This is a genomic window from Candidatus Westeberhardia cardiocondylae (assembly GCA_001242845.1).
Lineage (GTDB): Bacteria > Pseudomonadota > Gammaproteobacteria > Enterobacterales > Enterobacteriaceae > Westeberhardia > Westeberhardia cardiocondylae.
This window is the reverse complement of record LN774881.1, coordinates 67,370-84,743: the sequence shown is the minus strand read 5'-3', so window position 1 is coordinate 84,743 and position 17,374 is coordinate 67,370. Positions and strand designations below refer to the sequence as shown.

The 17,374-nt window shown below is 21.3% G+C and carries 10 protein-coding genes and 1 tRNA gene; 3 read left to right on the top strand and 8 right to left on the bottom strand.

Going from position 1 to position 17,374, the window contains the following annotated elements:
* Window positions 1-18: 18 nt before the first annotated feature.
* Entirely contained in the window at window positions 19-2,079 is a 2,061-nt protein-coding gene (locus tag WEOB_RS00345) for a M3 family metallopeptidase (protein ID WP_281263934.1), read from the top strand.
* Between the two features lie 145 nt (window positions 2,080-2,224).
* Here the strand turns inward: WEOB_RS00345 and WEOB_RS00340 are convergent, their stop codons facing one another.
* From WEOB_RS00340 to aroK, 5 genes are all read right to left on the bottom strand, one after another.
* Window positions 2,225-3,886, bottom strand: coding sequence for an inorganic phosphate transporter (locus WEOB_RS00340; RefSeq protein WP_281263933.1), 1,662 nt, complete (start codon window positions 3,884-3,886; stop codon window positions 2,225-2,227).
* Window positions 3,887-4,565: 679 nt separating this feature from the next.
* A complete protein-coding gene (trpS, locus tag WEOB_RS00335) occupies window positions 4,566-5,576 on the bottom strand; it encodes a tryptophan--tRNA ligase (protein ID WP_281263932.1) in 1,011 nt (336 codons plus the stop codon).
* A gap of 234 nt (window positions 5,577-5,810) precedes the next feature.
* Complete coding sequence (rpe, locus tag WEOB_RS00330; RefSeq protein ID WP_281263931.1) at window positions 5,811-6,485, bottom strand: ribulose-phosphate 3-epimerase; 675 nt, start codon at window positions 6,483-6,485, stop codon at window positions 5,811-5,813.
* A gap of 294 nt (window positions 6,486-6,779) precedes the next feature.
* Window positions 6,780-7,883 carry a 3-dehydroquinate synthase gene (aroB, locus tag WEOB_RS00325; RefSeq protein WP_281263930.1) on the bottom strand — a complete coding sequence of 368 codons (1,104 nt, stop codon included), beginning with the start codon at window positions 7,881-7,883 and terminating at the stop codon, window positions 6,780-6,782.
* A 55-nt stretch (window positions 7,884-7,938) separates the two neighbouring features.
* Complete coding sequence (gene aroK, locus WEOB_RS00320) at window positions 7,939-8,469, bottom strand: shikimate kinase AroK (protein ID WP_281263929.1); 531 nt, start codon at window positions 8,467-8,469, stop codon at window positions 7,939-7,941.
* 1,030 nt (window positions 8,470-9,499) lie between these two features.
* Here aroK and nudE point away from each other — a divergent pair.
* Window positions 9,500-10,051: an ADP compounds hydrolase NudE gene (nudE, locus tag WEOB_RS00315; RefSeq protein ID WP_281263928.1), complete on the top strand. Its 552-nt coding sequence runs from the start codon at window positions 9,500-9,502 to the stop codon at window positions 10,049-10,051.
* A gap of 626 nt (window positions 10,052-10,677) precedes the next feature.
* Window positions 10,678-11,304, top strand: coding sequence for a NifU family protein (locus tag WEOB_RS00310; RefSeq protein ID WP_281263927.1), 627 nt, complete (start codon window positions 10,678-10,680; stop codon window positions 11,302-11,304).
* Window positions 11,305-13,221: 1,917 nt separating this feature from the next.
* Here WEOB_RS00310 and WEOB_RS00305 read toward each other — a convergent pair.
* The 3 genes from WEOB_RS00305 to murI form a co-directional block, all read right to left on the bottom strand.
* Window positions 13,222-14,136 (bottom strand): PfkB family carbohydrate kinase, encoded by a 915-nt coding sequence (locus tag WEOB_RS00305; RefSeq protein WP_281263926.1) that lies wholly within the window; start codon window positions 14,134-14,136, stop codon window positions 13,222-13,224.
* A gap of 371 nt (window positions 14,137-14,507) precedes the next feature.
* Window positions 14,508-14,579 (bottom strand) — tRNA-Glu (locus WEOB_RS00300).
* Window positions 14,580-15,212: 633 nt separating this feature from the next.
* The gene (gene murI / locus WEOB_RS00295) at window positions 15,213-16,058 is read right to left on the bottom strand and encodes a glutamate racemase (RefSeq protein ID WP_281263925.1); all 846 of its coding nucleotides are present in this window, start codon (window positions 16,056-16,058) and stop codon (window positions 15,213-15,215) included.
* Window positions 16,059-17,374: the final 1,316 nt, after the last annotated feature.

The following is a 17,374-nucleotide window of genomic DNA, read 5'->3' as shown; positions in this document are numbered from 1 at the left end:
GATTTATACAAAAACAGAATGAACAATCCATTATTAAAAACCTTCACTTTACCCCCTTTTTCTAAAATCAGACACGATCATATTATACCAGCAACTGAACATATAATAAAATATTGTCATGATTCAATAAAAAAAATTACTTCTAAAAAAACTTTATTTACATGGGATAACTTATGTCAACCTATGCAAGAAATAAATAATTATTTCATAAAAATATGGTCCATTATAGAACATTTAAATGCAGTACGAAACACCGTAAAATTACGACAAGCCTATAAACACTCTTTAACTCTTGTTACAAAATATAATATTTGGGTAGGACACAATATAAAATTATACAAATCCTATTTATCTTTGCAACAAAACAAATATTATTCAAAATTAAACACAGAACAAAAAAAATCAATTAATAATATACTCCGTGATTTCAAACTATCTGGAGTACATTTATCAATCAAAAAACAAAAACAATATGAAAAAATTATTACTCAGCTATCTATATTAGAAACATCGTACAATAACAATGTATTTGATTCAACTGTAAAATGGAATAAAATTATCACTAACAAAATAATACTAGACGGAATTCCAAACGACATATTAGAAAACATAAAAAACAAAGAAACAAAAAATAAAAAAACAGAATGGATAATAACTCTAGATTTACCGATTTATCTATCAATATTAACAAATTGCAATAATTCATCCTTCAGAAAAGAATGCTATTATGCTTATAATACTCGAGCATCCAACATAGGTTTTAATGAAAATACATGGGACAATGGCCCAATAATTAAAAAGATTTTAAAATTACGACATAATCTAGCAAAATTACTAGGATATACAACATATGCAAATCTTTCATTAAAAACAAAAATGGCTAAAAACCCAAAAAATTTTTTAAAATTTTTTGCAACATTAATAAAATATGCAAAAAAAAAAGGTAAAAAAGAATTAAAACAACTACAATCTTTCACAAAAAAACATTTTAATTATCATACAAAATATCCATGGGACATAACATTTTACAGCGAAAAACAAAAACAACATTTATTTTCCATTAATGAAGAAAAACTACGTTCCTACTTTCCAATAAATACAGTTTTACAAGGCTTATTTAAAATTCTAAATCGAATATTCGGAATTTTAATTATACAAAACAAAACAATAAAAACATGGAATCCAACTGTATCCTTTTTTGATATATTCGATGAAAAAAATGAATTTAAAGGAAGCTTTTATTTAGATTTATACACAAGACAAAATAAAAGAAGTGGTGCATGGATGAGCGAATTCGTTGGGCTAATGCGCAACGAATCTAACAAAAAAATACAAAAACCTATTGCACATATTATTTGTAATTTTAGTCCTTCAGTAAATGAAACACCCACACTACTAACCCATAATGAAGTAATAACATTATTTCACGAATTCGGGCATGCATTACAACATATCCTAACTCATATTGATATTCCAAATATCTCTGGGATACATGGAATACCATTAGACGCCATAGAATCATGCAGCCAACTTATGGAAAATTATTGTTGGGAAAAAGAATCTATAACTTTAATTTCTGGACACTTTAACACAAAAGAACCACTCCCAATAAATATAATAAAAAAATTACAAAAAATAAGAAAATACCAATCAGGACTATTTATCTTACATCAATTAAAATTATGCTTATTTGATTTTATTATACATTATAAACCACAAAAAAATATAAACATTTCAAAAATATTGAAAAAAATCCACAAAAAAACATCAATTACACCATATATTAAATGGATACAATTTCCAAATACATTTAGTCATATCTTCTCAGGAGAATATTCTGTAGGATATTATAGTTATTTATGGTCTAACATATTATCCGCAGATGCCTGGTCAAGATTTGAAAAAGAAGGAATTTTTAATAAAAAAACGGGAAAATCTTTTATTAAACATGTCTTATCACAAGGAGGATCACAAAATCCTTTAATACTATTTACTAAATTTATAGGAAGAAAGCCCAAAATAGACGCTATGCTACAACAATACGGAATTACAATTAATAAAACTGATTTAAAATCATAAACATTTAACATAACATCCAAAAATATTTAACATATCTCATAAAATTCTCCATATAAAATAATAAAAAATTTTTTGATTTGATCAATAAAATATAAAACAATCACAAAATATAAAAACTTCTTATAAAAATTAATTCCAAAAAACCTCAAATTAAAAAAATAATAACAAAAAGAAAAAACAAATATAAACTTCCAGACAAAAACATAGTTACAGGAAGGGTTAGTATCCATGCCATTAAAATATTTTTTATAGTTTTTGCACGAATACCATTTCCCTGCACCAACATAGTTCCAACAATAGAGGATGACAATACATGTGTTGTAGATACTGGTTTCCCTATATAACTAGCTATTCCAATAGATATTGCTGAAATCACTTGAGATAACAAACCCTGTGCGTAAGTCATACTTTTCTTCCCAATTCTTTCTCCAATTGTAATTGCAACTCGCTTCCATCCTATTATTGTGCCTAAAGACAGAGACAACGCTACAGAAATAACAATCCAAATTGGAGCATATTCTATTGTATTTAATAAATCTTTTTTTAAATTAGATAAAAAAATCTTATCTAAAACAGATAAATTAGGAATTTTTTCTACTTTAGAAATAATATCAGAAATAGAAATCAACAAATAACGAATATAAATACGTTGATTAAAATCCAATTGATTATAATTATCTAAATTTTTTAACAAACACAAAGTATGATTAATAATAAACATAATACGAGATATATTATAATATAAAGATTGTTTTTCTATTAATAAATAATTTTTTTTAAACATATCCTCAAAAACAAACTTTTGTTCTATACAATTTGTAAATAAAATATTTTTTTCGTCATTAATAAAAAAATCAAAATAAAACAAAGAAACAGGAACTAAAGAAATAGTATAAAAAGAACAATCTTTTTTTTTCAAAGATATTAATTCTTTTTTAAAATCTGTAACATGAAAATTAAAAATATCATAATTTTGTATACAATACTTATAAAAATTTACAACAGCATCATTGGTTCGACAAATATCTTGAGTGCTAGCACTCAAATTAACTACAAACTCTACAGGAGCAATACCCATCAAAACTAACATAATAAGACCGATACCTTTTTGTCCATCATTAGATCCATGAGAAAAACTTACTCCAGCAGATGAAATAATTAAACCAATTCGTATAAAAATAGGGGGTTTAGAAATACCATCTCTTTGACATCTTTCTTCCGGTGTTAAATGAATATAATGAAACTTACTATTATTAATATTAAAACAACAGCGCAAAAATAAAAGAACAGCAGCAGAAAAAATAAACCCAATTAAAGGAGAAAAAATTAAAGACAAAAAAATTTCAATCAAATGTGATAAATGCAATTCCTGCAAAATTGAATTTTTAGTTAACCAAGCATGTATAAAAGTCACTCCAATAATAGAACCAATAAGAGTATGAGAACTAGAAGCCGGTAAACCAAAATACCAAGTTCCTAAATTCCATAAAATTGCAGATAAAAGCATAGAAAATATCATAGCTAATCCGCGAAAAGAATTAATCTTCATTAACAAAAAATCAATTGGCAATAAATGCACAATAGAATAAGCTACACTTAATCCACCAAACAAAACCCCAAAAAAATTACATACACCAGAAATTAAAACAGCTAAATTAGGTTTCAAAGCTTTTGTATAAATAACAGTAGTTACAGCATTAGCTGCATCATGAAATCCATTAATAATTTCATAAATAAAAACAAATATTAAAGCAATAACTAAAGTAATATCAATATACAAATCTAAACTAGTAAATAACTGTAGCATAAAAAATTACGCCATATTTTCATACAAAAGATCACGTTATTTTAATATAGTTAAAAAACTAAACAAAATACAATCTTTCAACAAAACAAAATTTATCACAAAAAACCAAAAAATATAAACTAATTTATATAAAAATAATCACACAAAGTATATATAAACATTATAAATATTAATAAATTTTTTAATTTTCCATCATTAAATCTAATATAAAACACATAACTACTATTAATTAACAAAATTATTTCTTTATAATATTGTTCACTCAAATTTAATTAAATAAACTACAATACAATATATTCAATAAATTTATTACAATATCCATTTTATAAAGATCAAATACTATAATACAAAATATATTAAAACATTTTATTCTAAAAACAAAACAATTCTCATAATTAATCAATTAAATATAATAATTCTTAACACAAATTATTGTAAAAATAAAATTTTAACAAAATTAATTTAATATTACAATAATGAAAAATTAAATAACAAATAAACAATTAAGATAAAATATTTTATTAATACTCAAAACAATTATATAAAAATATATAAAATCTTATTTAATATCACTACAATACACTAAATATAAACAACCAATCTACTATTTAATAAATATGATAAATATTTTAGAATAATAAAATATATTTTAATAAAAATTAAAAAAATTTAATTAGTTTTAAACTTGATTATGTACAATAAATCCTATGAGTTCTTTTATTTTATTTAGCATTACGTAAGCTTTTCTCTGAGCTTTTTTTGCTCCATTAAATATTATTTTATACAAATAATCTTCATTATTTCGAACTAAATAATAACGAGATTGTATAGACAATATTCTATCTAAAATAACATCAGTAACTTCTTTTTTTAAATCATTATACATTTTTCCTGCAAACATCTTTTCCAAACAAGAGATTGATTTTTCACTAATAGCAGATAAAACATTTAATAAATTTGATATCCCTGGTTTATTTACAGGATCATAACGAATAACTGGAGGATTATCTGAATCAGTAATAGCATATTTAATTTTTTCAACAATTGAATTAGCACTATCCAATAAAGTAATAATATTATTATAATTAATATCAGACTTAGACATTTTCTTCTTAGGATCTAATAATGACATTACTTTATTATTAAATTTAACAAAAAATTTTTTAGGAACCATAAAAACTTCTCCATATATAGAATTAAAACGTCTAGAAAGACGACGAATAAATTCTAAATGTTGTTTTTGATCATCCCCAACCAACACAAAATTTGTTTTATATAACAAAACATCAGCAGCCATCAATGTTGGATAATCAAACAAACCAATATTAATATTATTTTCCCTGTTCAATAATTTATGTTTAAATTGGGTCATACGACTTAGTTCTCCAAAATATGCAAAACAATTAAGAATCCAGGCTAACTGAGAATGCTCAGAAACATGAGATTGAATAAATATTGTGCTTTTAGAAGGATCAACGCCGCACGCTAAACATAACGCAACACAATCTAATGATCTTTTACGCAAAGTATTAAAATTTTGACGAACAGTAATAGCATGAAGATCAGCAACAGAATAAATACAATTGTAATCATCTTGCACTTTATTCCATGATTGTAATGCGCCTATATAATTCCCTATAGTTAATATTCCAGTTGGTTGAATAGCGCTAAATATAACTGATTTATCCATATTACGTTCCAATTTTTAAATTAATAAAACTAAATTAAATATTAAAATTAGAATACACAAAATATAAAATACCTAATAATGTAATTATGAATTACACTCTATTCTTAAATATTTTAGTACCCACTTATTAATCAAGAACTAAAAATATTCAACAATAAAACTAAAATTAATTTTTATTTTAATACCATAAATATCAATTTATAAATTACTTAAATAAAATATTTTAATAATTTTTTATAGAAAATTTTTTAACTTATTTCTAATTTCTTTCATAACACGTAAATAATCCGAACGATCAAAAATAGCTGATCCAATAACCAATATATTTACACCAAGACAAGCAACATCACTAACATTTTTTATGTTAATACCCCCATCTACGCTTAAATCAATATCTAATCCACTTTTTTCTATCAATATTTTTGCTTGTTTAATCTTTTTCACACTAGAAAGAAGAAAAGTTTGATTAGAAAAACCAGGATTAACAGATAATATCAGAATAATATCTATTTCATTAATAAAATCATTTATAAAATCCAAAGAAACATTAGGGCTAATAGCTAATCCTGCTTTGCAACCATATTTTCTAATTAATCTTAAAGATTTAACAATATTATCTGACACTTCAGGATGAAAAATAATACAATTAGCTCCAGAATTTATGAAATCCAAAATCAAACGATCACACACAGGACGTATCATCAAATGCACATCAATTTGAATTGATATCCCATATCGTCTCAACGATTTTAACACTCCAGGACCTACGGTTAAATTAGGAACATAATGATTATCCATTACATCAAAATGTATAGTATCTGCCCCACAAGAAACAACTCTAGAAACCTCCTTTCCTAACCTGGAAAAATCTGCAGATAATATAGAAGGGGAAACATAAATTTTATCCATAAATTATATAATAATTAATTCTTTAAAAATAAAACCTTCTTAAATTTATAAATATTAAGCTACATTATCAAACTTTTTAAAACAAAACCCAATTTCAAATTATTCTCATATAATATAATCCAATATTCATTAAAACATTAAATTTTTCTTTTAATTCAAAACTACTCATCAGCTATATTTTTATAATACAATAAAATTCAACGATAACAACAAACAAAAATTTACACTACAAATTTATACTTTTATAAAATATAGAATATAATCAATTATAAAAATAAAATAAATATTATACAATTAAAATAAAAACAAACTTCTGCAATTTTGAATCGATGATAATATAAGATCATCTGTTATATCGGAAAATATTTTTGCTTCTCCCAGTGATACTGGCAAAACTAATCTCATTTTATTTGATATATTTTTTTTATCTTTCATCATATAAAATAAATAGTCTTTTTTGTCCATATTTTTTGGACCAAAAATCGGCAACCTTGCACGCAATAATAATTTTTTAACTTTAACAGCATCTTTTTTATTGAAAATTTTTAAAATAATAGCAGAACAAATTGCCATCATCATTCCAGCGGAAACAGCTTCTCCATGCAACCAACTTCCATCATATCCTGTATATGCTTCAATCGCATGCCCATAAGTATGGCCAAAATTAAGTAAAACACGCTTATCATTTCTTTCATATTCATCTGCAACCACAACATCAGATTTTAATTCACAACATCTTCGAATACAATAAGAAATTGCTTTATATTTTAACAAAAACAATTCTTCTAAATTGTCTTCTAGCCAATTAAAAAAACAACTATCAAAAATAATAGCATATTTAATAATCTCAGCTAATCCAGCTGAAAATTCTCTTTCAGGCAATGTTTTCAAACAATCTATATCTATAATTACTGAACTAGGTTGATAAAAAGTACCAATCATATTTTTACCCAAAACATGATTAACAGCAGTTTTACCACCAATAGATGCATCAACTTGAGATAATAATGTAGTTGGAATCTGAATAAATCGTATTCCCCGCTGATAAACAGAAGCAGCAAACCCAGCCAAATCCCCAATTACCCCACCCCCTAAAGCAATAACAACTGTATCTCTTCCGTGATTATTAATCAAAAGAGCATAAATAACTCTCTCTAAAGTTTCTAAAGATTTATATTTTTCCCCGTCTGGCAAAATAATTTGATCAACTTTAACTCCAAACTTAATCAATTGTGTTTTTAATATATCCAAATACAATTTAGAGATACAGTCATTTGTCACAATCATCACTTGATCACCGCAAACTAACGATTTAAAAACTTCTAAATTATTAAACAATCCAGAAGTTATTATTATAGGATAACTATATTTTTTTAATCTAACAATAACTTTTTCCATAATCTTCTACGTACTCATATAATATTATAAATCATATAAAGTTAAAATTCACAAACTAAAATTGTATTTCTTCTAAAAACTTTATAATCTCATTATTTATTGTATCAATACTTTTATTATCTACACATATTTTTAAATCAAAAATTTCCTCATAAAACAAACTACGTTCATTAGATAAACGTTGAAAAATTGCATATTTTTTACTTTCCTCTAACAAAATTAAAGGACGACTTTTATCAAACCTAGTACGAGCTAATTGTGTATCAATTCCAACTTTTAAATAAATAACTACACCATTACTAACAAGAAAATTTCTTACTTCATATGAAATAATAGATCCACCTCCAGTGGCTAATACAACATTATTTTTCATCACAAGTTCACTAATTATTTTTATTTCTCTTTTTCGAAATCCCCGTTCCCCTTCAACATCAAATATCCATGCTATATTGACACCACTTATTCGTTCAATTTCATTATCAGAATCAAAAAAACTAAAACCAAGTTTTTCTGCTAATTTTTTCCCAACAGTGCTTTTTCCAGAACCCATAGGTCCAATCAAAAAAATATTTCGTTTCTTTAACATATCAAATAAAATTTTTTCAATATAAAATTCACAATTCGTATTTAGCTCATAATAAATAATTCAATTAAATACGCACAATAATCATACTAAACGAATTTATATAAAATTAAAATTTAAAAATATTTATCTATAACTTTACAATTAATTTATATAAAATCTTACAAATTTATTAACTTGTACAAAAGAAATCTCAAAAATAAAAATCACAATACATTTATATAAAAAACTACTTCTATATATTTATTTTAAAATATCAATATAAAAATTATAAACATTTTAAATAATTTAAATATGTTAACAATTAATAGAATTAGTGTACATTTTAATAACTAATTAAACAAGAAAATTTTAAAAATTCAAATACATACAAAAATATATTTTATATCATTCAACAAAATTAAAACAAAAAAAATTAACTTTATAAATTACCCAATAAATAGTATATTTAAATAAAATGTACAAATTTTCATTAAACTCTTTCACAAATTTAAAAATTTTATAATATCACAAAACTTAAAAATATATCATATGAAAATTTCTAATAAAATCATGTTATGTTACATTACAAAATCAACTAATTATAAAACAAAATTTAAATATAAAACATTCAAAATAATATAATAACTTAAAAAAAATTGCATTATATCAACGCCACCAATAAAATTGTTACTTTTTATTAAAAAATTTTATTATTCTACTGCTATCCAATATACATATTATAATTTATATTAAAATAAAAAAATAGATATATTTTTGTATACATATATGTAAAATACATAATTATATAATACATAACTATAAAAAAATAAACGAAATTATTTAAATTGCAAAATAAAAACTAAATTTAATAAATTAAATTAACATTTATAAAATTTAAACCTATAAAACTAAATCTCAAGAAAATACTTTCCAAATACAATATAGATTAAAATTAACAATAGTAAATAACATTAAATAAAAATATAACTTTAGAATAAAGTTTTTATAACAAACTTAAAATTTATCAAAACATTTATGAAAAAAATTCAACATGCCTATTATTCATCAAATTACAAATATTGCAAATTCTCGATTGTTTACTATTGAATCAATTGATCTAGAATTTAACAATAAAAAAAAACGAACATATGAAAGGTTAAAACCTAAAAACCTAGAAACTGTTATAGTAGTTCCAATAATACATAATCAATTATTACTAATACAAGAATATGGAATAGGAACAGAAAATTACAGATTAAATTTTCCAAAAGGAACGATCAAATCTGAAGAAAATATTATAAATGCAGCTAATCGCGAATTAATGGAAGAAACAAAATTTGGAGCAAAAAAAATTGTCCTACTTCACAAACTATTCATATCACCATCTTACACTCCTGGTACAATAAATATAGTTTTAGCAAAAAAATTATATAAAAAAGAACTAAAAGGAGATGAACCAGAATCGCTTCCAATAATATATTGGCCAGTAAATCACATGCTAAAATTGCTTAATGAACCTAATTTTTGCGACACTAGAAATGTATGCGCATTACTTTTAACACATATATGGATGCATAATATAATAAAAACAACAATTTCATAAACAAACTAATTTAATATTTAATAAAAATTTTAAATAACTCTGAAATTTACTTTTTTAATTTCTATAATACCAAAAAACAAATTTTAAAAAATAAATATATTTTCTATACAAAATTATAAAATATATCAAAAAACCTATACAATACATTAAAAAAACAAATTTATAAAAATTTAAACAATCAAACATTATTTTAATAAAACAAAAAAATTCTTCATTATTAACAGATTTATATTAATAAACAATAAAATCAATAGATAATTTTAATCTCAAAAAAATACTTTAATAATACAACCTAAAATATATTTATCAATATAATTAATATTTTAAATAAAATCTTATTGAAAAAAATTAAACCACTTAAAAAAATACAAATTTATCTCACATCCAAAACTCTCTTTAAAAAATAAAAACAAACAATTCACCTCTTCTAAAATTACAAACATATTAAATAACACGCACAATAAACACATCCTAATAACAAAAACTTTACAAAAAAAATCAAACAAACTATAATATGTACAAAAACTAAAATATGAAAAATATATTTTATATATAATTGCAAAATATCTAATAATCAAATTTCTGATAAAAAAATAATTTTAAATTAAAAACCAAAATTCATAGCTATGATTTATATAACAAATTCTGCAAAAAAATATTTAAAAAAATTACTATCCAAAAAAAAAAATAACACACAAATTAAAATAACTATTACACATCCAGGAACACCTTATGCAGAATGTAAATTATCATATTACTTATTAAATACAAAAAAAACAAATGAAATTGAATTAAAATTTAAATATTTTTCAATTTATATTAACAAAACACACATTCCATACTTAAAAAACGCAAAAATAGATTTAATAAAAAAAGAATCCCATTTACAATTAATGTTAAAAGCTCCAAATATAAAAAAAGAAAACAAAAACAATACCAAGAAAAATGACAACCTTGGTATTACACCCACTTTTATAAAAAAAATTAAAACATTTTTACAAACATACATTAATCCAAAACTTCTATATCACGGAGGTCAAGTAGAAGCCATAAAAATTGATAAAAATATGCAATTAATTGTAAAATTCAGTGGAAATTGTAATGGCTGCTCAATGGTATCATACACTTTAAAAGAAGGAATAGAAAAAACATTATTAAAATTCTTTCCAAAATTAAAAGGAATAAAAGATCTTACAAAACATAAAAATAAAAAACATTACTCCTTTAAATACAAGCCAAATTTTAAATTATAAATTTTAATGTAAATCAAATTTAAAATAATAAAATTATACACTTTTTTAAAAAATAAACTTAAAATTTATTGTTCCTTTCTTTATCTATTACCACAAATTAATTTTTCCATTTCATCTTTCATCATATTATGGAAATAACTAGTGAACTATAAACATTGTCTTCTATAATTATATAAGTAATAAAATTTCAATAATTATCAATCCATTAAAAAATTATTGAATTTCACTTTATTGTATAATACTAAAAAATTGAAATTACAGAAACATGAAAAATTTTATCCAAATAACAACATAAGATTTGAAGAATAACAAATTTCTCTACCCACGATTTCTCATACCAAAAAATATCTAAAAAATATTTCATTTTTAAAAAAATTTAAAAAAAAATCGTATAAATATTTTTTATATGTATAAAATTATTACATTAAACGAATAAATTTCCAAATAACCACAATATAAAATCCAAATTTTACTACTTTCTTCTTACTATTACCTCATATTAAATTGAATTACATATGTAAAATAAAATATATAATAAATATTTTAATGATCTACAATAGCTTTTTGAAAAATTTGCTTTATTATATGAATAACAAATATTAATTTTATACCAAAAATTACAAATATACAAAAAAAAACAACAACCAACAATACATGTGTTATGTGTAAAAAATTAAACATACAATATTATTCCAAATATATAAACAAAAACCAATAAAAGAAAAAACAAATAACAAAAATCATTTTTACACCATGCAATAAATCATAAACTTATAAAATTTGCATAATTTATCTCTATTAAAACTTAAAATACATCTATAAATTATGAAAAAATTAATAAACTAATTAAAATATAAATATATAACATGTCACAATAATATAAAAATAAAATTAAAAATTACAAAAATTAAAACTTTTTAATAAAACATCATTTATACACATTATAATCAAAAATATACTATCAAATGTATACAATAATTCTAACTTTATACACAAAAATCAACAACACCAAACAAATATACCTTTCTAAAAATAAAATATTGAATCAAAAACTAATTTTTAATTGTTTTTTAAATTTAAAACAAATAAATCTAATTAATTAAAATTTACATAATTATATAAACAATAAATCAACCTTTCCTTTAAAAAAATAATTAATTAACTCATAACAAAATCTACATATTTCAAAAAAATTTAAACATAACATTAGTATTGTTTTAATATAAAATTTTATTATTTTTATGAATCAAAATTAAAAAAACAAAAAACTAATATAAAACAATTCTAATAACATTAAGTATATAAAAATAAAAACAAAACTTCATAAAAAATCATATACTAACATACCATAAAATCTCGCATTCAAATATTTTTCATTAGCGACATAAACATAAAAAAATTAAACAAGTTAAATAAACTTTCATAAATAACATATAAAAATAAATTATAACGAGCAAAATTACAAAATACAAATTCTTAAAAATTTTATCAAAATACATTATATACATTATGAATTAATTATAATCATTTCTTCTATTTATTAAAAAATCCAAAAAATATTAAACATTAATCTACAAAGCAATATCATTCTTAAAAAAAACTACCCATCCCATACAATTTCAATAAAAAACTACATACAACTGTACAAAAAATTAACTGAAAACTTTTTTATTCTGAAAATTTAAAATAAAATTCATTCTGTATCACTACAATTAATCTATCTCCTAATTTTCGTATTCATAAGAAAATTAATATAATTTATATACAAAAAATCAAAAATTCCGCACACCATAACTATTGTTTCTAGGAATTAGCGAAACAGAATTACTACTTTTCTAACTCATTCTTTTATACAATACCAAAATTTACCTTATTTTTCTTATATACAAAATTTTTTAAATTACCACTTTAATTATGTTACGTGGAAAAAATTCTATTTTTTTTTATAACTTCTCCAACAACCATACTACTTAAAAAACAAGATTCTTCTAAACTATTTCCAGAAGCCAAAGAAGCTCCTAAAACAGAAATCACTACATCACCAGCTCCAGTAACATCACAAACCCTCTTAGTTCTAGCGGGAATATGCAAAGGAGTTTTTCCAACTTGCAACAAACTCATACCTTCTTTAGATCTAGTAATTAATAATGCAGAGAGATCAAAATCATGAATTAATTTCATTCCAGCATTAACTAATTCTGTTTCATTTTTACATGGTCCAACTATCTTTTCAAATTCCAACAAATTTGGAGTTAATAATGTTGCCCCTCTATAACGAGAAAAATCTAAACCTTTTGGATCAATTAACACTGGTATATTATATTTATTTCCTAACGAAATCATTTTCTCTATATTTTTAAGTGTCCCTTTATCATAATCTGATAAAATCAAAGCTCCAGCTTTTGAAATTTCTAATTTCATGTGATCTAATAATTTAAAATGCATATTAACATCTGTAAATTTTTTTTCAAAATCAACGCGAACAATCTCTTTATTATCCGATAAAATACGCAATTTAATAATAGTTGAATACATAGGAATTTTTATAAAATCACAAATTACACTTTTTTTGCTAAGTTGTTTATTTAAAATACACGATTCATCATCAAACCCAGTAAAACCAATTAAATGAACAGAACAACCGAGCAACCCTGCATGAAATGCAACATTAGCTGCCCCACCAGGGCATTCTTGAATAAAAATTTTTTTCACTATTGGAATTGAATTTTCTAAAGAAATATTAGATAAAGACCCATACCAATATCGATCTAACATAACATCTCCTACCACAAGCAAATTCACTTTATAAAAATCAGGTAAAGCAATTTCCATTATTTTCCTCAAAATTCCTTCAATAAAAATAAAATTTATACTAACAAACTATATTATTAAATAATTAACTTTATAGACATAATTTATATAAAATCAAAATTTATTTATAAATTTTAAAATTTGCCACAATTTCTTAAAATATTATGTATTAATTAACTATTTACAAATAAAAAATACCTTAAAAAATCTTTTAGCACTATATTTAAACATACAATTTATTACAACATTTATATTAATCAATACAAAAATAATAATTCTTAAATTACCATTTAAATATGAATAAAAAAATAAATTTTCACAAAATTTTCTCAAAAAACCTAAAATTCTGCTTTATTGTGACTAATTTTGTACCAGATTCAATTCTTACATAATGTCCCCTAGGGGATTTGAACCCCTGTTACCGCCGTGAAAGGGCGATGTCCTAACCTCTAGACGAAGGGGACAAATAAACTTTCTTAAAACAATTTTAAATATAATCTTATTAAAAACTCAACAATTTAAAAACTAAACCTTTATAGAAACAAAATAATTAGTACTTTTCATAAAAAATATTTTAAAATTAACAAATTAAAAAAATAAATACTTCGTTAATACATGATAATAAAACAAAATACATAATATAACACAAACTTTATTAATAAATATAACAATTTTGAAATATATTAAAAAACACCAATCACGAATTAAATAAATATTACACAAATTCAAATAAACATTTAACTAAATAATCACTAAACTACAAAATAATTACTTCTTAAATAAAAATATACAAAGTATCAACTAAAAATATTACAAAATAATTAATATATTTGAAATATTAAAAATTTTAAAATCATATTCTACTTAAACAAACTTGTAAACACTTAAAAATCTAAATATTAAATTAATATTAATCGACATATTTAACAATATGATAAAATCAAAATACAAAATCCAAAATTAATGCAAAATTTCTGGAAAAATTCTCATTTTATACATAACAAACTAAAACTTTTATATAAATTAACATATTAATTATAAAATCAATAAATTTTGATCATGAATAATACATTCATTATTCACAAATAACATAACAATTAAAAATTAGTAATACGAATTTTTTCCAATGAAGAAAATCCATATTTTATTAAAGAAGGCATTAACATTAATGTTTTTGAAGACATAGTAGAACAATAAACTCTATTCTTGATAAAATTAAATTTTGATAATTTATAAATATTAAATACAGAAATATTTATTACTTTTAATATGCATTGTAAAATATTATTTCTAGAACAAACAAAAAAAATATTTTTATGAAATATTTTCTTAAATTCATTTTTAAGAAACAATAAATGCGTACAACCAAGAATTATAGTATCAGGAATTTTATCTAATTCTAACCAAGGCCGCATAATTTTTCGAACTAAAGTTAACGATACACATTTTCCATATAATTTATTTTCTACAATTTCAATTAAATTTGATATATCTAATTGAAGAATCAAATTCATTCCTGAAAATTTTTTAATCAAATTCCGCATATACATGCTATTTATTGTAACATTTGTACTTAATAAACCGATTATCTTATTACGACTTAACATTACTGCCAATTTAACATCTGGAACAATACCAATAATTGGAAAAGAAAAAATTTTTTTTAATTCTGAACATGCAACAACACTAGCTGTGTTACAAGCAATAATAACTACATCAAATTTTAAAAATTTTTGAATCGTCTTCAAAATATTTATTAATCTTTTTACAATTAAAAAATCTGATCTCTTTCCATACGGAAAATATTCGTTATCAAAAAAATATATATATTTAGCAAAAGAAAGCACCCTTTTAATTTGATTATAAATAAATAATCCACCCACTCCAGAATCTAATATTAATATAACAGGACGATAATTACATATATGCTTATTTATAATCATATAAATTCTAAACTTAATATCAAATTAATATTTTACACAAAATTACTATCAAAAAATTTAAGAACAAAGTTTGTATTTTTCACAATATTTATAAAATAAAAAAAAACCAACATAAATATTCAATATTTAACAATATAATCACATTACGATTTAAACACCTAATATAATACTAAAATTAAAAATGTAAATCAAAATCACAACTAAAAAAACTTCTCTACTAAACAAATTTATACTAATATACTAATATTAACTTTTTAACTATATAAAATATAAAATTATATTTTAACAAAAAAATATTAAATAGCAACGAAAAAATATTTTCATAAACCATATATACAGAAATTTAACAAATTCATTATTCATAATATATTTAAAAACAAAAGATTACACATAATTTTTGTAAAAAACTAATTTTCAAAAAACACATGAAAAACAAATAATTTTATATTTTAAATTAGTTTTAAAATAACTAAATAAACTGTATAACACAATTTTATTATGAAAATAATCTTTTATATGAAAAATAATTTTTCAATATAATATTATAAATTATATAAAAATTTAAGACACATTTTCTATTTATTAAATTATAAATAAAACAATCTTACATTAGTCAAATTTACAAAATAAATTATTAATTAAGAAAACATAAAACTTTAATATAAAATTTCCAACATACTAGAATATCATTTTACATACTTAAACATCGAATATAAATATTTTAAAATAACATTATTAAATTCTATTTTATTTATATAAATTCTACAATATTCATTAAAATATACACTATAAATATTTTAAATCTACATGAAAACATGGACATGTATAAATATCAACATTTTATAATTAAATTTATAAAAACAACATGCATAAAAAATTTATTTTAACTAAAATATGATAAATAACATTTATAAAATTATACTATTTTACCAAATTCAAAAAATCAATTTAATAAAACAATAAATTTAATTTACTTAAATATATTACGTGTTAAAATTAAAAAAAATAATTAAATAATAAAAATAAAAAATACACTAAATACGAAAATTTAAAAACATAAATTTTAACATAAAAAATCTTATTTAATAATTTATCAAAACAATTTTCTAATTATTTATCTTAAAAATTAAACATTATTACATATAAAATATAATTTCTATTTTAAATTAAATAAAAACATAAACTTTATCACTAATTTTAAATTAAAAACTAATTTTAATAAAACAATTCTAAAATAATATTAAAAAATTCCATACATAATTAATTAAATTTAAAAACATGATAATACAAAATTAAAAATTAACATAAATATTAAT

Bases quoted from the DNA above. Each gene is read 5' to 3' on its own strand.
- WEOB_RS00345 (WP_281263934.1), top strand. From the start codon at position 19: ATGAACAATCCATTATTAAAAACCTTCACTTTACCCCCTTTTTCTAAA.
- WEOB_RS00340 (WP_281263933.1), bottom strand. From the start codon at position 3,886: ATGCTACAGTTATTTACTAGTTTAGATTTGTATATTGATATTACTTTA.
- trpS (WP_281263932.1), bottom strand. From the start codon at position 5,576: ATGGATAAATCAGTTATATTTAGCGCTATTCAACCAACTGGAATATTA.
- rpe (WP_281263931.1), bottom strand. From the start codon at position 6,485: ATGGATAAAATTTATGTTTCCCCTTCTATATTATCTGCAGATTTTTCC.
- aroB (WP_281263930.1), bottom strand. From the start codon at position 7,883: ATGGAAAAAGTTATTGTTAGATTAAAAAAATATAGTTATCCTATAATA.
- aroK (WP_281263929.1), bottom strand. From the start codon at position 8,469: ATGTTAAAGAAACGAAATATTTTTTTGATTGGACCTATGGGTTCTGGA.
- nudE (WP_281263928.1), top strand. From the start codon at position 9,500: ATGCCTATTATTCATCAAATTACAAATATTGCAAATTCTCGATTGTTT.
- WEOB_RS00310 (WP_281263927.1), top strand. From the start codon at position 10,678: ATGATTTATATAACAAATTCTGCAAAAAAATATTTAAAAAAATTACTA.
- WEOB_RS00305 (WP_281263926.1), bottom strand. From the start codon at position 14,136: ATGGAAATTGCTTTACCTGATTTTTATAAAGTGAATTTGCTTGTGGTA.
- murI (WP_281263925.1), bottom strand. From the start codon at position 16,058: ATGATTATAAATAAGCATATATGTAATTATCGTCCTGTTATATTAATA.